19 protein-coding genes and 1 pseudogene are annotated in these 25,597 nt (G+C 33.1%); 12 read left to right on the forward strand and 8 right to left on the reverse strand.

Going from position 1 to position 25,597, the window contains the following annotated elements; genetic code table 11:
- Positions 1 to 20 precede the first annotated feature (20 nt).
- From murC to ccpA, 5 genes are all read left to right on the forward strand, one after another.
- Positions 21 to 1,334: a UDP-N-acetylmuramate--L-alanine ligase gene (murC, locus tag SSP_RS05250; protein ID WP_011302870.1), complete on the forward strand. Its 1,314-nt coding sequence runs from the start codon at positions 21 to 23 to the stop codon at positions 1,332 to 1,334.
- Positions 1,335 to 1,404: 70 nt separating this feature from the next.
- Positions 1,405 to 1,899 (forward strand): DUF948 domain-containing protein, encoded by a 495-nt coding sequence (locus SSP_RS05255; RefSeq protein WP_011302871.1) that lies wholly within the window; start codon positions 1,405 to 1,407, stop codon positions 1,897 to 1,899.
- Positions 1,900 to 1,978: 79 nt separating this feature from the next.
- Positions 1,979 to 3,319: a YtxH domain-containing protein gene (locus SSP_RS05260; protein ID WP_011302872.1), complete on the forward strand. Its 1,341-nt coding sequence runs from the start codon at positions 1,979 to 1,981 to the stop codon at positions 3,317 to 3,319.
- A 388-nt stretch (positions 3,320 to 3,707) separates the two neighbouring features.
- Positions 3,708 to 4,799: a bifunctional 3-deoxy-7-phosphoheptulonate synthase/chorismate mutase gene (locus tag SSP_RS05265; RefSeq protein ID WP_011302873.1), complete on the forward strand. Its 1,092-nt coding sequence runs from the start codon at positions 3,708 to 3,710 to the stop codon at positions 4,797 to 4,799.
- A gap of 310 nt (positions 4,800 to 5,109) precedes the next feature.
- Complete coding sequence (ccpA, locus tag SSP_RS05270; RefSeq protein WP_002483007.1) at positions 5,110 to 6,099, forward strand: catabolite control protein A; 990 nt, start codon at positions 5,110 to 5,112, stop codon at positions 6,097 to 6,099.
- A gap of 296 nt (positions 6,100 to 6,395) precedes the next feature.
- Here ccpA and SSP_RS05275 read toward each other — a convergent pair whose 3' ends face one another.
- Both SSP_RS05275 and SSP_RS05280 read right to left on the reverse strand, forming a co-directional pair.
- Positions 6,396 to 7,553, reverse strand: a complete 1,158-nt coding sequence (locus SSP_RS05275) for an acetoin utilization protein AcuC (protein WP_011302874.1) — start codon at positions 7,551 to 7,553, stop codon at positions 6,396 to 6,398.
- Positions 7,554 to 7,566: 13 nt separating this feature from the next.
- On the reverse strand, positions 7,567 to 8,199 hold the full coding sequence (locus SSP_RS05280) for a hypothetical protein (RefSeq protein ID WP_002483009.1): 633 nt from the start codon (positions 8,197 to 8,199) through the stop codon (positions 7,567 to 7,569).
- A gap of 179 nt (positions 8,200 to 8,378) precedes the next feature.
- Here SSP_RS05280 and acsA point away from each other — a divergent pair, with 179 nt between their 5' ends.
- Entirely contained in the window at positions 8,379 to 10,088 is a 1,710-nt protein-coding gene (gene acsA, locus SSP_RS05285; RefSeq protein WP_011302875.1) for an acetate--CoA ligase, read from the forward strand.
- Positions 10,089 to 10,679: 591 nt separating this feature from the next.
- A pseudogene (locus tag SSP_RS05290) lies at positions 10,680 to 12,352 on the forward strand (formate--tetrahydrofolate ligase).
- A 237-nt stretch (positions 12,353 to 12,589) separates the two neighbouring features.
- Here SSP_RS05290 and SSP_RS05295 read toward each other — a convergent pair.
- On the reverse strand, positions 12,590 to 13,501 hold the full coding sequence (locus SSP_RS05295; protein ID WP_011302878.1) for a biosynthetic peptidoglycan transglycosylase: 912 nt from the start codon (positions 13,499 to 13,501) through the stop codon (positions 12,590 to 12,592).
- Between the two features lie 405 nt (positions 13,502 to 13,906).
- Here SSP_RS05295 and tyrS point away from each other — a divergent pair, with 405 nt between their 5' ends.
- On the forward strand, positions 13,907 to 15,169 hold the full coding sequence (gene tyrS, locus SSP_RS05300; RefSeq protein WP_011302879.1) for a tyrosine--tRNA ligase: 1,263 nt from the start codon (positions 13,907 to 13,909) through the stop codon (positions 15,167 to 15,169).
- A 291-nt stretch (positions 15,170 to 15,460) separates the two neighbouring features.
- Here the strand turns inward: tyrS and SSP_RS05305 are convergent, their stop codons facing one another.
- On the reverse strand, positions 15,461 to 16,735 hold the full coding sequence (locus SSP_RS05305; RefSeq protein ID WP_011302880.1) for a S1C family serine protease: 1,275 nt from the start codon (positions 16,733 to 16,735) through the stop codon (positions 15,461 to 15,463).
- 166 nt (positions 16,736 to 16,901) lie between these two features.
- Here SSP_RS05305 and SSP_RS05310 point away from each other — a divergent pair, with 166 nt between their 5' ends.
- From SSP_RS05310 to SSP_RS05320, 3 genes are all read left to right on the forward strand, one after another.
- Positions 16,902 to 17,525: a lysophospholipid acyltransferase family protein gene (locus tag SSP_RS05310; RefSeq protein WP_011302881.1), complete on the forward strand. Its 624-nt coding sequence runs from the start codon at positions 16,902 to 16,904 to the stop codon at positions 17,523 to 17,525.
- A gap of 175 nt (positions 17,526 to 17,700) precedes the next feature.
- Complete coding sequence (gene nagE, locus SSP_RS05315; protein WP_011302882.1) at positions 17,701 to 19,185, forward strand: N-acetylglucosamine-specific PTS transporter subunit IIBC; 1,485 nt, start codon at positions 17,701 to 17,703, stop codon at positions 19,183 to 19,185.
- Between the two features lie 214 nt (positions 19,186 to 19,399).
- Positions 19,400 to 20,521, forward strand: a complete 1,122-nt coding sequence (locus tag SSP_RS05320) for an HAD family hydrolase (RefSeq protein ID WP_011302883.1) — start codon at positions 19,400 to 19,402, stop codon at positions 20,519 to 20,521.
- An 84-nt stretch (positions 20,522 to 20,605) separates the two neighbouring features.
- On the opposite strand, the gene serA is transcribed toward SSP_RS05320, so the two are convergent.
- The 3 genes from serA to SSP_RS05335 form a co-directional block, all read right to left on the reverse strand.
- Positions 20,606 to 22,222, reverse strand: a complete 1,617-nt coding sequence (gene serA / locus SSP_RS05325; protein WP_011302884.1) for a phosphoglycerate dehydrogenase — start codon at positions 22,220 to 22,222, stop codon at positions 20,606 to 20,608.
- Positions 22,215 to 23,375, reverse strand: a complete 1,161-nt coding sequence (locus SSP_RS05330; protein ID WP_011302885.1) for a pyridoxal-phosphate-dependent aminotransferase family protein — start codon at positions 23,373 to 23,375, stop codon at positions 22,215 to 22,217. The genes serA and SSP_RS05330 overlap by 8 nt, the downstream gene beginning before the upstream one ends.
- A gap of 165 nt (positions 23,376 to 23,540) precedes the next feature.
- A complete protein-coding gene (locus tag SSP_RS05335; protein WP_011302886.1) occupies positions 23,541 to 23,981 on the reverse strand; it encodes an SACOL1771 family peroxiredoxin in 441 nt (146 codons plus the stop codon).
- Between the two features lie 77 nt (positions 23,982 to 24,058).
- Between SSP_RS05335 and SSP_RS05340 the strand changes: the two genes are divergently transcribed.
- Complete coding sequence (locus SSP_RS05340; RefSeq protein WP_011302887.1) at positions 24,059 to 24,805, forward strand: glycerophosphodiester phosphodiesterase; 747 nt, start codon at positions 24,059 to 24,061, stop codon at positions 24,803 to 24,805.
- A gap of 248 nt (positions 24,806 to 25,053) precedes the next feature.
- Here the strand turns inward: SSP_RS05340 and SSP_RS05345 are convergent, their stop codons facing one another.
- Positions 25,054 to 25,581: a GNAT family N-acetyltransferase gene (locus SSP_RS05345; protein WP_011302888.1), complete on the reverse strand. Its 528-nt coding sequence runs from the start codon at positions 25,579 to 25,581 to the stop codon at positions 25,054 to 25,056.
- Positions 25,582 to 25,597: the final 16 nt, after the last annotated feature.

The following is a 25,597-nucleotide window of genomic DNA, read 5'->3' on the forward strand; positions in this document are numbered from 1 at the left end:
AGAGATAAAGGAGTGTTACAATGACACATTATCATTTTGTCGGTATAAAAGGTGCCGGTATGAGTTCATTAGCACAAATAATGCATGATCTTGGAAACGAAGTACAAGGTTCAGATATTAAAAATTATGTTTTTACAGAAGTGGCATTAAAAAACAATGGTATTAAAATACTGCCATTTGATGCGAATAATATTCAATCAGATATGGTAGTCGTACAAGGAAACGCATTCCCGGATACGCATGAAGAAGTTGTGAAAGCACATGAATTAAAACTTGAAGTTATTCGCTACCATGACTTCTTAGGTCATATTATTAACCAATATACGTCAGTCGCCGTAACTGGTGCACATGGTAAAACTTCGACAACTGGTTTATTATCACACGTAATGAATGGTGATAAGAAAACATCTTTCTTAATTGGCGATGGAACTGGACTTGGCATACCAGCAAGTGATTACTTTGCGTTTGAAGCATGTGAATATCGTAGACACTTTTTAAGCTATCATCCAGACTATGCCATTATGACCAATATAGATTTTGATCATCCAGATTATTTCAAAGACGTTGATGATGTATTTAATGCTTTCCAAGAAATGGCGCATAACGTTAAAAAAGCGATTATTGCTTGGGGTGATGATACACACTTGCGTAAAATTGAAGCAGACGTACCTGTTTATTATTATGGATTTTCAAATAAAGATGACGTTTATGCAGATAATTTAGAGATAAGTGAAAAAGGTACAAAATTTGATGTATATTTTAAAGGTGAATATTTTGATACTTTCCTTTCACCACAATTTGGCGATCATAATATATTAAATGCCTTATCGGTTATTACGATTAGTTACTTAGAAAGTTTAAATATCGATAATATTAAAGAAGCATTAGAGACTTTTGGTGGCGTGAAACGTAGATTCAATGAAACAAAAGTAGGAAATCAAGTATTAGTTGATGATTATGCACACCATCCTAGAGAAATTAGTGCTACAATTGAGACAGCGAGAAAAAAATATCCTAACAAAGATGTTATCGCAGTGTTTCAACCTCATACATTTAGTAGAACACAAGCATTCTTGGGCGAATTTGCAGAATGTTTAAGTTTAGCCGATAAAACATTTTTATGTGAAATTTTTGGTTCGATAAGAGAAAATAGCGGTAACTTAACGATTCAAGATTTAGTTCAAAGAATTGATGGTGCAACATTGATTGATGAGGAAAGTGTAAATGCGCTTGAACAATATAGTGATGCTGTTATTTTATTTATGGGTGCAGGAGATATTCAAAAAATTCAACGTGCATACATGGAAAAAATAGGTGTTACTTCTCCATTTTAATATGTTTATGTTAAAATGATGGGGGTATTTATATTAAATAACAACATATGATTAATAGGAGGCGTTTTAAATGGAATGGATTTTACCTATAGCTGGAATTATTGCAGCGGTTGCATTTCTAATATTAGTAATTGGTATCGTTGTGGTATTACTTTCAGTTAAGAAAAATTTAGATCACGTAGCAAAAACACTTGATGGTGTCGAAGGACAGGTTCAAGGTATTACGCGTGAATCTACAGATTTACTTCATAAAGCGAACCGCTTAACTGAAGATATTCAAGACAAATCAGATCGTTTAAATTCAGTAGTTGATGCTGTTAAAGGTATCGGTGATTCTGTACAAACTTTAAATGGTTCTGTTGATAGAGTGACAAACTCAATTACGCACAATATTTCTCAAAATGAAGATAAAATTTCTCAAGTAGTACAATGGTCAAATGTAGCAATGGAAGTTGCTGATAAATGGCAAAATAGAAGAAATCGTAGAGATAGTGCAAATTACAAAACGAGCAGTGTAGCAAATGAAACGAATCATAGCTATACTACACGTGTAGATAACAAATAATTCATATATTAAAAAACAAATGCACTTAAATGAGGTTTGAAACTTATTTAAGTGCATTTGTTATAGGGGGCATTGGACAATGAAGTATTATAACCGTGATAATTATGAAAGAAATTTAGAAAGTTACGAAGTGCCAGAATATTTTACAAAAGGTGCCAGAAATGAATTTGTATATGGATTTATTGTAGGTGCTGTTATAGGTTCCGCTGTTGGTTTAGTATCCATTAGTAAGTCGAGAGCAACGAATAAATCTATTCCAAAACAAGACAATCAATTTAAATCTAGCATTATTGAGCAGTCCGAATTAGAACGTCAAGAAGCTGACGATAAAGTAAATGAAATTAAATCAACTATTGATGACGCGCAAAATAAAAATACAGAAGTAACCGATGCAGAATTATCTGCGCAACGCGTAGCGATTCAACAAGAAACTTCTGATAATAATTTAGCTAATATGTCACCGGATGCCCAAGAACAACGGGAAGTGACAACTAGTGAAGATGCAAATCAATCAGATGACAGTTTAGCACATATAGATCCAAATGCAGAACCAAGTGAAAGTGAAATTAATGCACAACAAAATGCAATTAAAGAAGAAACAGAAACAAGTGATGCGAATATAGATGGTGAAAACTCAAATAGCAATGCAGTTACTGCAGGTACAGCAGCTGGTGGTGCAGTTGCAGCGAGTGGATTAGCTAAAGCAGCACATGATAAAAATGAAGCGTTAAATGAAGATAATCAAGTTGCAGAAAACACAGCTAATCTTTTAAAAGAAGAAGCGCCTGCTAACACTAACACGAATAATAAAACGCCGAATTTGGTTACTCAAAGCGATGAAACAGATGATAGTAAGCAAGGGGCAATCGCAGGTGTGGTAACTGCGTCAAGTTTAGCATTAGCGGCTAAAAATAAAAATAAAGCATTAGATGACAATACTTCTGTTGCAGAAAACACAGCTAATTTACTTAAGCCAGAAGCTCCAGCACAGACAAAACATAAAGTTGTACCTAATTTGGTTACGCCAAAGGTTGAAAGTGCTGTTGAATCTACTACAGATAAAGTAGAACAAGGCGATAATAAAAAAAATGATACAAAAGTTAAACCAGAAGCCGCAGACCAAAGAGTAAAACAAACACACAAACAAGTTGCATTTAAAGATGGTATCATCGTTCATGAAAATGCTTCTGGTCAAACGCAATCAGCAACAACTGCTACAAATTCAGATTCAAAAAATGATGGTATCATTAATCATGATGATTCAGAATCTGCAGATAACCTATCATCTACAAAAGACGCAAGTACTTTGACAAATGAAAGTACTACTGAATCTGAAGCAACATATTCAAAAAACAGACCACAAACGAAAAAAACAGAAAAAGCAAAAAGTAAGATTGATAAAAGAACATTTAATGATTAAAAATATTTAATAAAAAGAATCGGACGCTTTGTTCGATTCTTTTTTTATGTAGTATTATTTGATACATATCTATTTGCTTAATAGAACATCATGTAAAGCGTATCGTTGATTAAATATGACATGTCTTATGAATTTGAAGCATATCATGAACAAGGAATTTGTAAATTTATCTATAAAATTTATAAAAAAGAAGTAATAGTGTAAAATATAACTAGAAAATGACTGAAAATTTAGTTATCATTAATGTTATTCACTTTTTAAGTGAATTTTTAATAATCCTTACTTGAACTTATAAGGAGTTATTGTTAGAATAACCTTTAACATATATTTTATCGCTTTAAAGCAGAATAAAATATTGGTTTTAAAATTTTTCATAGAGGTGAATAAAATGACAGACAAATTACAAGAATACAGAGATGAGATAGTTGAAATTAATGAAAAAATCTTAGGTCTTTTATCTAAAAGAGGTAAGATAGCACAAAAAATTGGTGAAGAAAAACGCAAACAAGGTACACTTGTTTACGACCCACAACGCGAAAAAGAAATGATTAATCAGTTATTAGATCAAAATGAAGGTCCATTTAATGACAATGTGATTAAACAACTATTCAAAGAAATTTTTAAAGCCTCTACTGATTTACAAAAATCTGAAAATGAAAAACATTTATATGTATCGAGAAAATTAAAACCAGAAGATACAATCGTTCAATTTGACAACGGAGGCATCATTGGAGATGGCAACAAATCATTTGTATTTGGTCCATGTTCAGTTGAATCACAGGAACAAGTCGATGCAGTCGCAGCTAATTTACAAGCGAGAGGTGAGAAATTCATTAGAGGTGGCGCATTTAAACCTCGTACATCACCGTATGATTTCCAAGGCTTAGGTGTCGAAGGGCTTAAAATACTTAAAAATACGAAAGATAAATATGGTTTAAACGTTGTAAGTGAAATTGTAAACCCAGCAGACTTTGAAGTTGCTGATCAATATTTAGATGTATTCCAAATTGGTGCACGTAATATGCAAAACTTTGAATTATTAAAAGAAGCTGGTCGTTCAAATAAACCTGTATTATTAAAACGTGGTTTATCAGCAACGATTGAAGAATTTATTTTTGCAGCTGAATATATCGCATCACAAGGTAATGAAAATATCATTTTATGTGAACGTGGTATCCGTACTTATGAAAAAGCAACTAGAAACACGTTAGATATTTCTGCAGTGCCAATTTTAAAACAAGGCACACACTTACCAGTTATGGTAGATGTTACACATAGCACTGGTCGTAAAGATATTATGCTACCTACTGCAAAAGCAGGATTAGCTGTTGGTGCAGATGGTATTATGGCTGAGGTTCACCCTGATCCATCTGTAGCATTAAGTGATAGTGGACAACAAATGGATTTCAATGAATTTGATGCGTTCTATAAAGAACTTAAACCATTAGCTGATATGTATAATAATAAACAACTTAAATAAAGTATTACGTTAATTAAAATGAATGCCTTATAATCCTAACTATTTAGTTAGTATGGATTATAAGGTTTTTTATTTTAAAAACATTTATTAATAATTGGTTTATTTTTAATAAAAAGCGTATGAAATGACGTATCATTCATTAAGTTATAAAAATCGATTAAAGATAAATAGACGTTCATATCATATGAATTGAATTATTTATGAATTTTAAAAACAAAATGATTTTACAATGAGCAAAAATATGGTAAACTTTGAAAATATTATGAAAACAAGTTACAATGATAAAGAAATCGTTTTCAAGGAGGAAAATATGACTGTAACAATATATGATGTAGCTCGTGAAGCTCGCGTTTCTATGGCAACTGTTTCACGTGTTGTCAATGGAAATCAGAATGTTAAGCCGGAAACACGTGATAAGGTTAACGATGTTATCAAAAAATTAAATTATCGTCCGAATGCAGTGGCAAGAGGATTAGCAAGTAAACGTACAACAACAGTTGGCGTAATCATACCAGATATTTCAAATGTTTATTATTCACAATTGGCTCGTGGATTAGAAGATATTGCAACAATGTATAAATATCATTCTATTATTTCTAATTCAGATAACGATCCAAATAAAGAAAAAGAAATTTTCAATAATCTACTTAGTAAACAAGTAGATGGTATTATCTTCTTAGGTGGTACTATTTCAGAAGAAATTAAAGAACTTATTAATAAATCATCTGTTCCAGTTGTAGTTTCAGGAACAAATGGTAAAGATGAAGGTATTTCATCAGTTAATATTGATTTCAAAACAGCAGCAAAAGAAATTACTACTGAATTGATTGAAAAAGGTGCTAAAACATTTGCGTTTGTCGGTGGCGATTATTCCAAAAAAGCACAAGAAGATGTATTGACTGGGCTAAAAGAGGTTTTAGATTCAAATCATCTTGAATTAAAAAATGAACTTATTTTTAATGGCAATGAAACTTACAAAGATGGGCTACGCGCATTTGAATCATTAAAATCTGGAAAACCAGATGCGATTTTGTCAATCAGTGATGAACAAGCTATTGGTCTTGTACATGCAGCACAAGATGAAGGTGTGAACGTTCCAGAGGATGTACAAATCATTAGTTTTAACAACACAAGATTAGTTGAGATGGTAAGACCACAACTTTCAAGTGTTATTCAACCTTTATATGACATTGGGGCAGTAGGTATGAGATTATTAACTAAATATATGAATGAAGAAGAAATTGATGAACCGAATGTTATTCTTCCACATAGAATTGAATATAGAGGGACGACGAAATAAATCGTCAATGCGTTTTAAAGCAAATATATAAATTAAAGCCTACACAAATTATTGTGTAGGCTTTAATTTATACTCTGAGCTAGTACATATTGAAGATGAGCTTTTTTGTATTTATTATATTTTGAAAGGTCATGTATATCTGGGATACGGTGTGAACATGTATTTTTCACCCATAGTAGGGTGATGAATCTAAGCTTAACAGTAAATGCTTCTAAAATTTTTAACATACAATGTTTTAGGCGGATTTCTTCAAAATGACCAAGTTGTTCAAATTATTATTTTAACTATAAATCTTACTATTTAAACCAACTAATTACCTGTTGTGCATGTTTTAAATTGGTAGCTGTAATTTCTTCCTCTCTAGGTATATCGATGTAATTTTCTTTATCATCCTGCCAGTGCTTTGGTAAAGTACAGGTAGCATAAGGTTGCCATTTTTCAAGCCATTGTGAGGGTAATTGACCTTGTGGTGGTGGTGCTTCTATAAGCGCTAGGAATACGTGTGACCAAGCTCTTGGCACTACTTTCCAAATGTTATAACCGCCACCACCAAACATCATGACTTTGCCATTTGTATATGTATCAGCCAAAGATTTAATGATATAAGGAATTTGGTAAAGTGTGTTTAATGTACAACTCATGTGTGTTAGTGGGTCCAAATAATGCACATCCACACCATGAACACTAACAATGATATCTGGTTTGAAAGAAGCAATAATAGGTTCAATCGTTTGCTTAAATACCTCTAAATAAGAGCTATCTTCTGTGTATGGTTCTAAAGGAATATTAACTGTATAGCCGAAACCTTGCTCATTACCACGTTCTGTGTAATGTCCAGATCCAGGAAATAGAAATTTGCCTGTTTCATGGATCGAATAAATTAAAGCTTGGTCTTCAGTGTAAAAACTCCACTGTGTACCATCACCATGATGTGCATCTGTGTCTATACATAATACACGTTGATTATAGTGTTTAATCAAGTAAGCAATAGTGATAGCCACATCGTTATATATACAAAATCCATTTGCACGACCTGGTAGACTATGATGTAAGCCACCTCCGAGATGACAACCATTTTTAACGCTTTTATCCATGATAGCATCAGCTAAATTTAACGCACCACCAACAATTCTAGCGCTATGTTGGTGCATCCGTCTAAATTGCAATGTATCATCACCATCTAAGCCATATTTTTTAGCTTCTTGTAAATTTAAAATACCATGGGACGCACGTCTAATGGCTTGTATGTAGTCATAAGAATGTATTAGTGATAATTCCTCATCTGTTGCGATTCTCGGTGTTATGATGTGTTCAGGCTTTAAACTGCCTAGATCTAACAATAATTCTGTAGTTAGTTTTAATCTCATTTGATTAAAAGGATGATCATTGCTGAAACGATATTGAAGTAATTCATTTGCGTATACATAGCCCGTAGTTTGTTGCATATTACTCATAAATTTCTCCCCTTTAAAAGAAAAAGCGATTCATAAATCTGATATTATCAAATTCTTGTAATTGATTGATTGAAATACGTGAACCAATTCTTGCCATTAAACAATTTGCAGGATGACTTGTAATTTCAGGGTCATCAGTAGCAAAAATTTCAAGGCCCCCATAACCCATTAGTTTTTGCATTAGTTTTTTATATTCATATACGTCGAGACCAGAATTTTTTAAATCCCAGTGCCAGTAATATTCTGTAGTTAATACGATATAATCTTCATATTCATCTGCTTTTAAGCTTAATTTGATAAGTTCACTTCCTAAATGTAAATGTCGATAAGGCAAACTGATTTCAATAGCACCAAGTTCGATTAAATAATCTAGATTGCCACTAGACCAACGTTCGAGTGGATCTGGATAGTGATAAGTCACATAACCGATGATATGTTGTGCTTCATGTAAGACATAGATACGACCTTCTTCTAGTTCACTGATTTCTTTTATTGCCTCAAATTGATCTTTAGGTGGTCGAAATGCATATAAACCATCATCAAACGTCATCGTATCGAGTGAAGAAAGTGGTACAGGACCTTCTATTATAAAATCACCTTCATTTAAGTGATAGGTTTGAGATTGATATGTTTTGATATGTTTCATTTTTTCACTCCAAACTACCGCATATAATATAGTCAACAAGTTTGTTATCTACATTATAAGTTAAAAAGAGGAAAAATAACATATAAATAAATACGCTTACACTTATTATTTTGAAAATTCCGATAACATTCGTTATAATAATTTTTAAGCAAGCGATTTCATTCAGAGGGGGATTTAAAATGAAAGTAGAAGTTTATAAAGGTGAAAGTGGAGATTTTAACCTTCAAGACTATGAAAAAGAATACAATCATTTTAACTGGAAAGATGTAGAAAAATCATTTTCATGGTACGAATCTGGCAATGTTAATATGGCACATGAATGTATAGATCGTCATGTGGACGAAGGCAAAGGGGATAAAATTGCCTTACATTATAAAGATGATAAACGTAAAGAAAGTTATACTTTTGAAGAAATGAAAATCAATTCAAATAAAGCTGCGAATGTTTTAAAAGAAAAAGCAAATGTTGAAAAAGGAGATCGTGTTTTTGTATTTATGCCGAGAACACCAGAACTCTATTTTGCGTTGTTTGGAACTTTGAAAATAGGTGCAATTGTTGGACCTCTATTTGAAGCATTTATGGAAAAAGCGGTTGGCGATCGTTTACAAAATAGTGAAGCAAAAGTAATTATTACAACGAATGCGTTACTTCCTAGAATTCCTAAAGAAAATCTACCTCATTTAGAAACAATTGTTGTCGTAGACGAAACCGTTGATGAAAACTATGTCGATTTTAATAGTGAATTCCAACAAGCAAGTGAGTCATTTGATACAGAATGGTTAACAATGGATGACGGTTTGATACTTCACTATACTTCTGGTTCTACCGGACAACCTAAAGGTGTTTTACATGCACAAAGAGCAATGCTCTTACATTATATATCAGGTAAGTATGTATTAGATTTTAAAGAGGATGATGTTTATTGGTGTACTGCAGATCCTGGTTGGGTCACAGGAACATCATATGGTATCTTTAGTCCTTGGTTAAGTGGTGTAACAAACTGTATTGCTGGTGGAAGATTTTCACCAGAGGCTTGGTACAGTATGATTGAAGAATTTAAAGTTACCATTTGGTATACAGCACCTACAGCACTTAGAATGTTAATGAGTGCAGGGGATGATGTAGTTGAAAAATATGATCTTTCTTCAATCAAGAGTATTTTATCTGTTGGCGAACCTTTAAATCCAGAGGTCATTAAATGGGCAAAAGATGTCTTTGGCAAACGTGTACTCGATACGTGGTGGATGACAGAAACTGGTGGTCATATGATCGTCAATTATCCTTCTATGGATGTAAAATTAGGCTCAATGGGTAAACCTTTACCAGGGGTAGAAGCAGCAATCATTGATGATCAAGGTAATGAATTACCAGCGAATCGTATGGGTAATCTAGCGATTAAAAAAGGTTGGCCATCTATGATGGTGTCCATTTGGAAAAATCCAGAGAAATATGATTCTTATTTCATTGGAGATTGGTATGTATCAGGCGACTCTGCATATAAAGATGAAGATGGCTATTATTGGTTCCAAGGCCGTGTTGATGATGTGATTATGACAGCTGGTGAACGTGTTGGCCCATTTGAAGTTGAGTCTAAATTGGTTGAACATGAAGCAGTAGCTGAAGCGGGTGTAATTGGTAAGCCAGATCCAATTCGTGGTGAAATTATCAAAGCATTTGTGGCGTTACGACCTGATTATCAAGAATCAGATGAACTTAAAGAAGAAATTCGTAAGTTTGTAAAAGAAGGCTTAGCGGCACATGCTGCACCAAGAGAAATCGAATTTAAAGAAAAATTACCAAAAACACGTTCGGGTAAAATCATGCGTCGCGTATTAAAAGCATGGGAATTAGATCTGCCAGAAGGCGATTTAAGTACTATGGAAGACTAGTATAAACGATAAAAGACGAGTTGAATTTACATGCTAAAGTGAAATCATATTTAATTTATTATCGTAGCTATCAAATACAATTGTATAAATGATTAAAATGAAACAAAAGCTATATCCTTAAACATTTAAAGGGTATAGCTTTTATTAATTTAAAATAATAACAACTTAGCAATATTTAGCCTATTAACAATAAGTCGTTAATTGATTCAAGATAGTGATTTAAAGTAATTAGCACTGCAATTTAAAATTTTTAGTTTCTTCATTTACATAAATGGAAGTACTGAAAAAAATTTATAGAAAGCAGATGTATTAAGCATTATGATAAACTACGATATCTAAGTAAAGTAAGTTACCATGATTAATGAATTAAAACTCATAGCGACATATGGTGTGATAGTACAATATAAGTATATGTTTTTAGTTTAAATTTACAATTTTACACATATAAATTTGAAAGCGCTATCTCTATTTGTCGACAATGCTATTTAAGTTGGTTAAAATTAACTATGTAAGGAATTATTTTTTATCAGTAGTATATATCACTAGCATATAAAGATTATTGATTTAAAAATTTATTTTAAGAAGGGGCGAATGAATTTGGCACATTTATCTGATTTAGATATTGCAAATCAATCAATATTAAAACCGATAGGAGAAATTGCTGAGAAGGCGGGAATTCCTTCAGATGCACTAGAACCTTATGGACATTATAAAGCGAAGATTGATATTAATCAGGTACAACAGAATAATGGCAAAGGTAAAGTAGTGTTAGTTACTGCTATGAGTCCTACGCCTGCTGGTGAAGGTAAATCAACTGTTACGGTTGGTTTAGCAGATGCATTCAATCAACTTAAGAAAAAAGTAATGGTCGCACTTCGTGAACCAGCATTAGGGCCAACATTCGGTATCAAAGGTGGTGCCACTGGTGGTGGTTATGCACAAGTATTACCTATGGAAGACATTAATTTACACTTTAATGGTGACTTCCATGCGATTACTACAGCGAATAACGCATTATCTGCATTTATCGATAATCATATTCATCAGGGAAATGAATTGGAGATTGATCAAAGACGTATCGAGTGGAAACGTGTATTAGATATGAATGACCGTGCGTTACGTAATGTGATTGTTGGACTAGGTGGTCCTACACAAGGTGTACCACGTGAAGATGGTTTCAATATCACGGTCGCTTCAGAAATAATGGCCATTTTATGCCTAGCTAACGACATAAACGACTTAAAATCTAAAATAAGTAATATTACAATCGGTTATACACGTAGTCGTAAGCCAGTAACCGTTGCTGACCTAAAAGTTGAAGGTGCGTTAGCGATGATTTTAAAAGATGCGATGAAACCGAACTTGGTACAAACAATTGAGGGAACACCTGCATTAGTACATGGTGGCCCATTTGCCAACATTGCACATGGTTGTAATTCAATCTTAGCTACAGAGACAGCTAGAGATTTAGCAGATATTGTAGTTACAGAGGCTGGCTTTGGATCTGACTTAGGTGCAGAAAAATTCATTGATATCAAAGCGCGTGAAGCAGGTTTTGAACCATCTGCCGTAGTTGTCGTTGCAACAATTCGTGCTATTAAAATGCATGGTGGTATAGCTAAAGATAACTTAAAAGAAGAGAACGTAGACGCATTAAAACAAGGTATCGTAAATTTAGAACGCCATGTGAAAACGTTAAAAAATATGGCTTAGAACCGGTAGTTGCATTAAATGCGTTTGTACATGATACAGAAGCAGAAACTGAATTTGTTGAACAGTGGGCCAAAGAAAATGGCGTGCGTTTAGCTCTAACAGAAGTTTGGGAAAAAGGCGGTAAAGGTGGTATCGATTTAGCTAACGAAGTCTTAGAAGTCATCGATCAACCACAAGATTTCAAACATTTATATGAATTAGAACAACCGTTAGAAGATAAAATTGAAACCATTGTAAAAGAAATTTATGGTGGTGCCAAAGTTGCATTTAGTAGTAAAGCTCAGAAACAATTAAAACAATTTAAAGAAAATGGTTGGGATAACTATCCTATTTGTATGGCTAAGACACAATATTCATTTACGGATGATGCTACAGAGTTAGGTGCACCAGAAGGTTTTGAAATTACTATTCGTGAATTAGAAGCAAAAACAGGTGCAGGATTTATTGTTGCTTTAACAGGTGCAATTATGACAATGCCAGGTTTACCTAAAAAACCAGCAGCATTAAATATGGATGTTACAGATGATGGACATGCAGTAGGTTTATTCTAATAGTTTAACGGCACAATGAAATGTTGTTAACAGACATTTTTATTAGCTATAATGGCAATCTAATGTGCTCGCGCATTAGGTTGCTTTCTTAATTTATTGTCTATACGCTTACGATGTTAAAAGTCACATACTACTTTAAAATTTCGTAGGCATAGATATGACTCTAATCTAAAACTATAAAAAATCGCTATGAAATAATTAACTGATACAGATTATTTTATAGCGATTTTTATGTATTTATTTTGTCATTAAATGCTTTTTGATATCAAATTTTTCTGATTGATTAAATTCATGCTGTGTTATTTTCTTTTCAACTAACATACGTTTTAATACATAATGTTGTCTATTGATGCCTATTTGAATTTGATCATCTGGTTTGAGGACACCATCTTCTTGATAAGGTGTGTAATAATAAGGACTTTGTAATAAACCAATGAGGTATGCAGATTCAGCAATATTAACTTCTGAAGGTGGCTTTCCAAACAAACTATAGGAAGCTGATGAAATACCAGATATATTAGCTCCATTATAATCACGACCAAAAGGTACAATGTTTAAATATGTATATATAATTTCATCTTTTGTTAGTAAGTTTTCAGCGCGCATAGACAACACAAGCTCATTTGCTTTTCGATCATAAGTTTTTTCGTTGGTTAAGACTTGATTCTTTACTAATTGTTGAGTAATTGTACTGCCGCCCGTTGCTGCATCGGTATTAAATAAATCCTGTCCAACTGCTCGCAGTAATGCTTTAGGTAAAATACCATTATGTCTATAAAATAAGCTATCTTCGGAAGCTGTTAATGCTTTAATTATATTTTTATTAACATTTTTAGGACCCACTATTAATGGGTTTAATGATTGGTTATATTCGGAAAGGATATGTTGATTACTATAGTTAATATCCTGAGTACCGGGAATATTAAGCAATTTCAATCTTAGTGTATTATCAGATATGTGTTCTGATTCTTTAGTGATGCTTTGAAAATAAAATACAGTAATGGCTAATAGTATGATTAAGGTACATGTAAGAATCGTAAAAAAACCAATAAAAATATGTTTGAGTTTTTTGTAAATGATTTCAAATTTTTCATACTTTGATATTTGCGGTTGATGTTGTAAATTATTTTCAACTTTTTGGTGCGTCATATGTTGCCTCCTTATTTAAGCAACATTATAACACAATTTATGTTATTGACTTTTAAATTATAGTTAATTATAATAAGTATCAATTCGATATCGTTTTTGGATAGAGGAGAAGTAGCGTTTTGTGTAAACTAAAGAGAGTTAGTGGTTGCTGTGAACTAATGTTACATAATTTGTGAATACACCTTAAGTTTTTAATGAATCCAAACGTTTTAGTTAATGAACGTATCATTAATAAAGTTATTTGACTTAAAGTATGGTGGTACCGTGCGCATGCGCCCTTACATTAATTTGTAAGGGCGTTTTTCTATTTTTTTAGAAATCTATATATGTTGCAATTTAACACATACTACTTAACTCGAACTTTTATTCAAAGCGATATCTTAATTAATACAGGAGGTTGATACAATGACAAACGCACTATTAGAAGATTTAAAATGGAGAGGTTTAATCTATCAACAAACAGATGAGTCTGGAATAGAAAACATCTTGAACAAAGAGCAAGTGACATTATATTGTGGTGCAGATCCAACAGCAGATAGTTTGCATATCGGTCATTTATTACCATTTTTAACACTACGCCGCTTTCAAGAGCATGGACATCGCCCACTTGTATTAATTGGTGGTGGGACAGGTATGATTGGCGATCCTTCTGGTAAATCTGAAGAACGTACTTTACAAACTGAAGCACAGGTCGAAACAAACGTACAAGGTATCAATAAACAAATGCATAAAATATTTGAATTTGATACTGAAAAAGGTGCAAAACTTGTTAATAATAAAGATTGGTTAGGACAAATTTCTTTAATCGACTTTTTACGTGATTATGGTAAACATGTAGGTGTGAATTACATGTTAGGTAAAGATTCTATTCAAACACGATTAGAGCACGGTATTTCTTATACTGAATTCACATATACAATTTTACAAGCGATTGATTTTGGTCATCTTAATAGAACGTACAATTGTAAGGTACAAGTAGGTGGCTCAGACCAATGGGGTAACATTACAAGTGGTATAGAGTTAATGCGTCGCATGTACGGTCAAACAGAGGCTTATGGGCTTACTATTCCTTTAGTAGTAAAATCAGACGGCAAAAAGTTTGGTAAAACTGAAGGGGGCGCTGTTTGGTTAGATGCAGCAAAAACCAGTCCTTATGAATTTTACCAATTCTGGATTAACACGACAGATGATGATGTTATTAAATTCTTGAAATACTTCACTTTCTTAGAACAAGAAGAAATTGAAGCTTTAGAAAAATCATTAAATGAAGCACCACATTTACGTGAAGCGCAAAAGGCTTTAGCAGAAAATGTAACGCGTTTTATACATGGTCAAGATGCATTAGATGACGCTATTCGTATTTCACAAGCGCTATTTGCTGGTGATTTACAATCACTATCTGCCTCAGAATTAAAAGAAGGCTTTAAAGATGTACCTCAAGTAGAATTAAGTAGTGAAACTAGAAATATTGTTGAAGTCATTGTTGAGACTGGTATTTCATCTTCTAAACGCCAAGCACGAGAAGATGTAAACAATGGTGCTATCTATATTAATGGTATCAGACAGCAAGATGTAAATTATGAACTTACAAGTGAAGATAAAATCGAAAATGAATTCACGATTATTCGCCGTGGTAAGAAAAAATACTTTATGGTTAATTACAAATAACATATTTAAACATGATCGCCATCCTTTGAATGAATGTTTCAAGGGATGGCGATCTTTTCTATTGAGTAGTAGATGAATGAATGGAAAAAGTAAAGTCTCACTGTTTTAAAGAACTACTAATTCATATGAATGTGAAAGTAGTTTTAAAAAGCAGTGCTAAAAATAGTTTGATAGTACGATAGATTTTTAAGATTTAGTATCTAATATATATAAAGAAAAGTCTGAGACATTCATGGATGTCCCAGACTTAAAACCAATATGAAATATTAACTTAAATAGCTTACCTTATATTTAATTAAAAGGTGACGAACTTTCACTTTCAGAACTATCATTGTTATTCGATGATTTTTGTTCTTTTAATGTTACTTTTATATTTTGTTCTTTACCATTACGTTCTACAGTTAAATTCACTGTATCACCGGGTTTTTTATTTGCATAAAGATAGGAGCGAACATCTGTATCTTCTTTCACTTTTTTGTCATCAATTTGTGTAATGATGTCTCCTTCTTTAAGACCATTGTTTCCTTCAACTTTAGCGATATATACGCCATCTTTACGTGACGTTTTCAGTTGGTCTTTATACTGTTCTGGAATTTCACTTACGTTAAGTAAACCAATGCCGATAGAAGGACGTTCTATTTTACCATTTTCTACAAGTTCTTTAATAGTTACTTTTACTTCGTTACTAGGTATTGCAAAGCCGATACCTTCAACTTGTTCACTTGCAATCTTCATCGAATTAATACCAACAAGGTTACCGTTGATATCTACCAATGCACCACCTGAATTACCAGGGTTAATTGCCGCATCAGTTTGAAGTACATTTACTTTATTAGATCCAGCGGATGTTTGTGTGTCAATCGTACGTTCACTCGCAGAGATAATGCCTGATGTTACAGAATTAGCAAACTCTAAGCCTAAAGGGTTACCCATCGCAAAAACACTATCTCCGGTTTTTACTTTTGAAGAATTAGCAAAGTCAATGGCTTTGGTACCTTTGCTATCATTTATTTTGAGTACGGCCATATCTGTTAACGCATCTTTACCGATTAATTTAGCATCGACTTGTTTAGAATTATGCAATTGTACTTTAATCTCACTCGCACCATCAATGACATGGTTATTGGTTACAATATAAGCAGAACCATTATTTTTTTGATAAATGACACCTGAGCCAACGCCAGCTTCTTGTGATTTATTTGATTTACCTTTTAAAAGGTCATTTAAATTTTGTGCTTTCTGCATATTGATTACACCAACAATAGCAGGGGAAACGTCATTAATCATTTGATTAACTGAATCATATTTATCGCTTTTACCATCTAAGGTATTTCCACCGCTATTATGATTAGAAGCTTCGTTCACATCGGAACCACCATTATCAAGTACCGTGCTTTCCATAAGTCTTCCCACTCCTAGAACAATTAAGGCACCGATAATGCCTGCAACTAAGGCAACAATTATGGTTTTAAACCACGGGAATTTAGGTTTGAATCTCTTTTTTGATGGCTGAGTCGTTTGTGTTGGTTGCTGATTTGTATTATTTTCATTGTTAAATTCTGACATATGCTACCTCCGATAATTACTCTATATCCTATTATGAAAGTTTTATACAACTTTTTCTAGTATATCACTATACGACTTTAGACTGAAATATAAATCTCCTTGTTCATAATAAGACTAAGTGATAAAATCAATAAGTAAATATTAGCAAAACGAAGTAGGTGCGAAGATGTATAAATTTATAAGTGGTCTATTGGAATTGATCATACTGAAAATAAGTAAATCATTAGAAGTTCAAGGAAAAGAAAATATTCCGCAACTTCATAGATATGTTGTGACATGTACTCATGAAAGCTATAATGAAGTGATTATGTTAGGAACTGCAATTTATCCAAATCAAATTCATTATATGGCGAAGAAAGAATTGTTTAATAACAAATGGTTTGGCAAGTTTTTATCTTCTCTTAATGCGTTTCCAGTCGATAGAGAAAATCCGGGACCGAGTACACTAAAAAAACCCATTAAGTTATTAAAAGAAAATAAAACAGTTGGTATTTTTCCAACAGGGCATCGTATGAAATATGATGAAGGTGCACCAATGAAAAGGGGTGCAGTAACGATTGCTTTAATGGCGCAAGCCCCAATATTACCAGCAGCATATGTGGGTCCTAAAAAAATCAAAGGTTTAGTTACTGGGAAAGCCATTATTAAATTTGGTGAACCGATTGAAACTAAAAATTTACCAAAAACAATGAAACGTAATGAAAAACTAGAATATTTAACAAAAGAATTAGAAAGAAAAACAATACAATTACAATCGGAATTAAATGATTATGTAAAAAATAATAATTAATATTCAATTTTTTTGAAATAGTAAGACTATTATATTTTTATACGTAATTTTTAAATTATGTGTTATTATGTAATTGTACAATGACAGCGAGTAAATCGTTTACATACACCACGTGGACTATACTGTGCATGTGGTGTTTTTATATGTAATTAACTATTTGAAATGGGGAATTGTTATGTTTAGTTTCTTTCAAAGACTAGGTAGATCTCTTATGCTACCGGTTGCAGTTTTACCAGCAGCAGCAATCATAATAGGTATCGGTAACGCATTATTGGCATTGGGGATATTACCGACAGTAGCTGCATTCTTTTCTTCTGCAGGTTCTACGATACTTGAGCAACTTGGTATCCTCTTTGCTATTGGGGTAGCATTAGGTATGGCTAAGAAAAATGATGGGGCTGTAGCACTTGCGGCAGCTGTAGGTTTCTTTTTAACGACAGTAGTATTGAGTCCAGAAAAATTGGCGCCGTTACTGGGGGTTAAAGAGACGGGTGTGGATGCAGCATTTGAACAAATGAATAATTCAAATGTTTTTATCGGCTTAATTATTGGTTTAATTGCAGCATATACCTACAATAAATTCAGTAAAACAGAATTACCAATAGCTTTATCCTTCTTTAGTGGTAAGCGATTAGTACCAATTTTAACAGCTTTTTTTAGTATTATTTTGGCTGTAATCATGTTATTTGTTTGGCCGTTCATTTTTTCAGCAATCGTTATATTTGGGACATGGATTTTAGACTTAGGCCCTGTAGGTGCATTCTTGTATGGTTTCTTCAACCGTTTGTTAATTCCGACAGGTTTACATCACGCTTTAAACTCAGTATTTTGGTTTGATTTAGCAGGTATAAATGATATTGCAAAATTCCAAACTGGCGATGGTGCAGTTCATGGTGTTACAGGACGATACATGGCTGGGTTTTTCCCAGTTATGATGTTTGGTATTCCAGCAGCAGCTTTAGCTATGTATCATACTGCAGAATCAAAACAGAAAAAACGTGTATATGGTTTAATGTTTGGTGGCGCAATTTCAGCATTTTTTGTAGGTGTTACCGAACCTATTGAATTTTCATTTATGTTTGTTGCACCAATACTTTTTGTTATCCATGCATTATTAACGGGTTTATCTATGTTTATAGCAGCACTATTTCACTGGACAGCTGGATTTTCATTTAGTGCAGGATTAATTGACTATGTCTTGTCATTAATCAATCCAGTATCTAATCAACCTTATATGCTACTTGTACAAGGCTTAGTATTCTTTGTTATTTATTATGTTGTATTTAGACTTGCTATAAAAGTACTGAAATTAAACACACCAGGACGTGGCGATAATTTACTTCCTGATCCAACATCAGATGAAGCTACAACAGGTGATGTTGATGAAAATGAAACACAAACTAAATCGACAAATAAATATTCGCAACCAGCTAAACAAATTTTAGAAGGTCTTGGCGGCAAGGAAAATATTATGTCATTAACAAACTGTGCAACACGTTTACGAATGGAATTGCATGATAATAGCGCAATTGATGAAGCTAAAATTAAAGGCGCAGGTGCTGTAGGTGTTACACAAAGTGGTAAACATAATACACAGGTCATTATTGGTACGCAGGTACAGCAAATCGCTGATGAAATAGAAGTACAAATGGAAAATTAAATATAATGCTTGATAAGTCTGAGACATCCATCATTGTCTCAGACTTTTTAATCGCTTCATTATTGGAAAAGGAAAAATTTAAATAATTTAAAAATTTTATCTTTGACCGCTTTTATTTTCACATGATTTATCTTGAAAATACATTGCTCTTTTCATAGTAAGATAGTAAGATATACTAGTATCAGAATTTTCTGATTAAAGGAGAGTTGGTATAATGAAGTCGGTATTATTTGATGTTGATGGTGTTTTTTTAAGTGAAGAAAGGTGTTTTGATGTATCTGCACTAACTGTTTATGAAATCCTGATGAGTGAGTCATACATAGGTTTAGATACAACTGTACAGTTTGAAAATTTAAGTGATGCAAAAATCTCTGAAATAAGAGCTATTGTTTTTTATCATGATGAAATATTAACTAAATTAAAATCGTTAGGCTTAAATTCCAATTGGGATATGTTGTTTGTCGTTTTGGCAATCCATTTTATTGAAATTTGTAAGACATTGCCTTCTGAAGATGTCAATCGCGTGCTCGATTCTAATCAATTTGGACAAGAGACGTTTCAGTGGATAGGTGAAAAAATTGAAAGTGTTTCTTTAGATTTTACATTGCCACTATCATTCCTAGATGGTGTAACAGCAGGTAAGGAAAATATTTATCAAGATTTAATACATTATGCGAGTGAACAATTAAATACGACAAAAACAGCCGTATTTGAACTGAAAAGTCCGTTCTGGATGCTTGCACAAGAAGTTTATCAAGAATGGTATTTAGGACATCAACTTTTCAACGAGATAGAAAAGAAAGAAAATCGGTCTGACTTTAAACATGGCTATATATATAATGAAGTCGTGTTACGACCTGTATCAGAGATTAAGCAATTATTAGCAGATTTAAAGTCGGCAAATTATCATATTGCCATAGCAACTGGCAGACCGAGAACTGAAACAATTGTGCCCTTTGAAACAATAGGTATTAAGTCTTACTTTGATGAAGTACATATTGTAACTGCCAGTGAAGTTTTAATTGCAGAAGATTTATATCCAGAATTAAAGCCTTTAGGTAAGCCTAATCCATTTAGCTATTTAGCGACATTGGAAGGGAACCATCAAGATAAATATAGACACTATGCTACTAATCAAGAAAATCGTGTAGACAAAGATGAAGTCTTTGTTGTTGGCGATTCTTTAGCAGATTTATTGAGTGCGAAAAAGATAGGAGCAACATTTATCGGACCGTTAACAGGTTTGAAAGGTATACATGCACGTGATGAATTAGTAGATTATGGTGCTGATTATATTGTCGATCATGTAGGTGAGATTAGAAATATTTTATTGTAAAAATAACCTGTTACAATCGTATATTAGATAAAAAAGCAGCTTAACCCTTCGCTTTATAAGGATTAAGCTGCTTTTATTATTTATTTAAATAATATAATTTGTATCTGGTTCTATTTCAAGTTCAACGCTTCTAATTAAATTGAAACCTTCAATTTCATATAAGCCATCTATAACATCATCAGTAACTGGATGATCAATAGATAAAATCATTAATGCGTTACCACCTTGATTAATACGACCAAGGTGCATAGAAGCAATATTAATGCCATATTCCCCTAGAATTTGACCAGTACGACCTACAATACCTGGTCTATCATTATGATTGATGACAAGCTGATGGCGCTCTGGTTTAAAGTCAACGGGATAGTCATTGATTCTTACTATTCTAGGGCCGTATCCATTTAATACTGTAGCACCTATTTTAATTTGTGTATCTTTGTTTATAAGGGTTAATTCAATATAGTTACTAAACCCACGATGTTTTGCATTTTTTTCAATATTATAAGACACACCTTGTTCATTAAGAAGTACGAGTGCATTAATTAAGTTTACACGCTCTGCTAGATCTTGTTTTAATACACCTGATACGAGCGTACGCGTAAGTAAACTTGTGTCATCCAGAGCAATGTCGCCTTCATATTTAATATGCAATTCACGGGGTGCTTTTTCAAGCAATTGTATACCAACTTCACCAGTAAGTTGACTTAATTCAATATATGGTTTTAATTCATCATTAATTTCACTATAAGTCATTTTCGGTGCATTAATCGCATTGAATACATTACCATTTTCAAATATATCAACAATTTCGTTTGCTACTGATACTGCAACTTTTTCTTGTGCCTCCACAGTTGAAGCTCCAAGGTGTGGCGTTACAATAATTTTTTCATGATTTACAAGAGGGGATTCCGTTGCTGGCTCACTTTCAAATACGTCTATTGCCGCACTTTGTATTTGATTTTGATTAAGCGCATCAACCAAAGCGGCTTCATCAATAATACCACCACGTGCTACATTTATAATTTGCAAATTTGGTTTAGCTTTCTCGAAAAATGCTTTACCTACAATGCCTTTTGTTTTTGGTGTAAGTGGCGTGTGAACTGTAACGAAATCTGATTGCTCTGCAATTTCTTCGACAGTAGCTCGAGTGACATTCAATTCTTTCGCTTTATCTTCAGAAAGATAAGGATCAAATGCTAAAATGTGCATCCCAAAGCTTTGTGCACGTTTAGCGACACCCAAACCAATTCTACCGGCACCAATGACGCCAAGCGTTTTATTGTAAAGTTCAGTTCCGCGATATGTCTTACGATCCCACTTGCCGTCTTTCAACGATTGATGTGCCTGAGGAATATTACGAGCCATGGATAAAATCATTGCCATTGAATGTTCTGTTGCAGAAATTGTATTACCATCAGGTGCGTTAATAACAATCACACCATGTTTTGTCGCTGCATCGACATCGATGTTATCTACACCAACACCGGCTCTCGCAATCACTTTTAAATTTGGGGCAGCTTCAATGATTGCCTCAGTTACTTGCGTTTGACTACGAACGATAAGTGCTTGATAATCTGCAATTTGATTAATAAGTTCTGCTTCATCTAACTCTGTATCGATGACAACTTCAAAATCATTGTGATCGATTAAGCTTTTTAAACCTTCTGGTGAGATTGGATCTGATACTAAAATTTTATACATATGCTTTGATAACCTCCGTATACTGAGTAATGGCTGTGCCAATATAAGATTGATTTCTATATTCTGTTAAGAGAATTTCTAAAGCTGATACGACTTGTAATATATCGAAAGGTGAGATTTGCCCCATATGACCAATGCGTAAAATTTCTCCTTTTAAATGGCCTTGACCGCCTGCAATGGTGATGGCGAAGCGTTTTTTTAGTTCTGTTTTAATATAATTTAATTCTTCTTTTGAATTCGGTATAAAGGCAGTAACGGTAGGAGAAGCATAAGCTTCGTCTACAAGAAGATTTAAATCCAAAGCGGTTAACGCTTGTCTTAACGCATCGCGAATAGCGTAATGACGACGTATAACTTGTTCAAATCCTTCTTCATTTACTAATTGTGCATAAGCATTGACCCCTCTAAACAGTGAAACATTCGGCGTAAAGGGTGTTGAATGTTCAGCTTGTGATTTTAGATATTTATTTAAATCTAAATAGAAACGTGGTGTAGTGACCTCGGCAAATCTAGCTTTCGCACGATCATTATATGCGACAAATGCCAATCCTGGTGGTAACATAATTGCTTTTTGACTTCCTGAAATAAGTACATCAATTTGATCTCGTTCTAAATCCACATCAACAGCACCAATACAGCTTACACCGTCGACTACGTAAAAAATGGATGGATCATAATTTTTTAAAGCATGACCTAATTCATTCACAGGATGTAAGACGGCGGTTGATGTTTCACAATATTGACTGTAGACAGCTGTGACTTGTCTATTCAAAGATTTTAAGAAATCTATAAAATCGGGTACATTGACAGCTTTACCCCATTCGACTTCAAAAATATGTACATTTTCATAATAGGATTCAGCAATTTGTTTAAAGCGATTACCGAATGCACCGGAAACAATAATCACAATATCATCTTCTGGGTTAGCTAGGTTTAGCATACTTGCTTCAAGAGAACTTGTACCGCTTGAAGTTAAGATGATGACATCGTTTTTAGCACCAAAGATAGGTTTTAGTGCGCGAAATGCTTCCTCCGCTATTGATTCAAAATCACTTGATCGGTGTCCAACCATAGGTAATTGTGTTGCGTGTAATATTTGTTCTGGTACTGGTGTAGGTCCTGGTGTAAGTAACAATGGATGATAATATTTCATGACTAATTCCCCCAATGCTTAAGATTATACAAGTTTAGCAAATTTTCAGAAAATAAAAAAGCTTTTAGTTAGAAAAAAGGGCGAAATAGAATCAATCTAAAAATAATGTAAGGGTATTCATTGTTAATTTAATCATATTCCGCCACATATAAAATTTTTTTGAAATTATTTTATTTTTGGTACTATTTTTACTTCAACGTTTCCTCTCAAGGAATTAGAAATCATGCAATTGTTGTCTGCAACCTTTAACAATTTAGGGAGTTTCTTAGTTAAATTATCTTTTTGTTCTTGAGATACATAAATTTCTGGATAGTGTACGATATTATCCATGCGAAACTTTGCATTTTCAAAAATAGCTGTACCAATCGATGATTGAGCGATTTTAATATCTGTGAAACCAGAACGTTCCAAAACAGCTGCTAATGAAATGATATAGCAAGAAGAAGCAGCAGAAACAAGCAATTCATCTGGATTAGTTCCTGTACCATTACCCCCTAAACCCGATGGAATAGAAATTTGCTCTTCTAAAATATCGCCTTGTAAGTTGCCGACTGTGTCACGACCACCATTCCAATTTGTTTGTACTTTAAATTCATGTTGGACCATATCGATTGACCTCCTGATTAAATGTGATAACTTAAGTTTAGTTGAAATTGAGAGATAAAGAAAGTAGGGGGGAAGGTTTGCAAGATAACAAATTTAATCGCCAACAATTTGTATTAGTTGCACATCGCGGATTGGTTACTAAGTATCCAGAAAATACACGCATCGCGTTGGAAGCTGCCTTAACTAGCAATATAGATATGTTGGAAATAGATATACATAGAACAATAGATAATCATCTTGTAGTCATTCATGATAAGACGATAGACCGTACATCTAATGGCAAAGGAAAAGTAAAGGCGTATACATTAGAAGCTTTGCGACAATTTGACTTTGGCATATATAAAGACGAGGCATTTAAAGGGCAAATAATCATGAAGTTAGATGATGTCTTAGCAATGGTTAAAGAAGCCCCTCAAAAATTATTGATAGAACTCAAATACCCTAAATTATATCCAAATATAGAAATAGAACTTCTCAATAAATTGGAGGCATATGAAATGCCTAAAGAAAAGGTGATTATTCAATCATTTGATCAACAAGTGATTCAAAAAATACATAACTTAAAGAAGGGGTATAAGTTAGGTGTTTTAATTAGTAAGAAAAAATATTGGTACAGGTTACCTAAATTTAAACAAATCAGTAAATACGCACAGTATATCAATCCACAGTTTTCATTAGTGAATGAAACATTTTTAAAAAGAGCAAATAAGAACGGATTAATGGTGATGCCGTATACAGTAAATGACTCTGAAACGGCCAACAGACTCATAACGTTAGGAGTTCATGGGTTAATATCAGATAATCCAGAAACACTTATAAATTAATTTAAAACTGAAATGAAACAGTTTGTATAAAGTTATTTATATTAGTATTAAATTAGACATAAAAGTGGCCGAGACAGCAATGTATGTCTCGGCGCTTTTATGCCTTTGAAAAGGGAATAGTAAGATATATGAATGAGCAGAAGAAAAGCTCACTTTCTTTTAATTTTGTGGATACGTGGGATATAACAACTATACAGTTGTTATATTAAAAATCATTACTTTTAATGTATATTTTAACTCGTAGCTAACTAACGAATGTGTGATAAATCATTATCATGGTGATTTATCCAGTTCTTTTTTAGTAATCCCATTACAAAACAATCACTGTATTCGCCTCTAGTATAAAAGTGTTCTTGTAAGGTACCTTCGATAGTGAAGTTTTGACTTTTATAAATATGGATAGCTTTTTCATTGTTTACATCTACAAACAAATATATTTTATGTAAATTTAGTACAAGAAATGCATAATCAATGGCCATTTTAAAGGCATTCTTAGCAAAGCCTTTACCACTGAATTTTGGATCAACAATGATTTGAATCTCACAGTTACTATGTATAAAATTAATTTCTACTAATTCTACAACACCAATTCGTATATGGTCGTGTTCGATAATGAATCGGCGTTCTGATTCATCTAAGATATGTTTTTTATATAAAGATTGAAGCTCACTTAATGATTGATAGGGTTCTTCAAACCAATATGACATAATAGAATATTCATTATTTAAGTGATGAACGAAATCTAAATCTGTTTCTTCTAATGCTCTAATAATCAAGATTAACACTCCTCTA

This window comes from Staphylococcus saprophyticus subsp. saprophyticus ATCC 15305 = NCTC 7292 (assembly GCF_000010125.1).
GTDB lineage: Bacteria > Bacillota > Bacilli > Staphylococcales > Staphylococcaceae > Staphylococcus > Staphylococcus saprophyticus.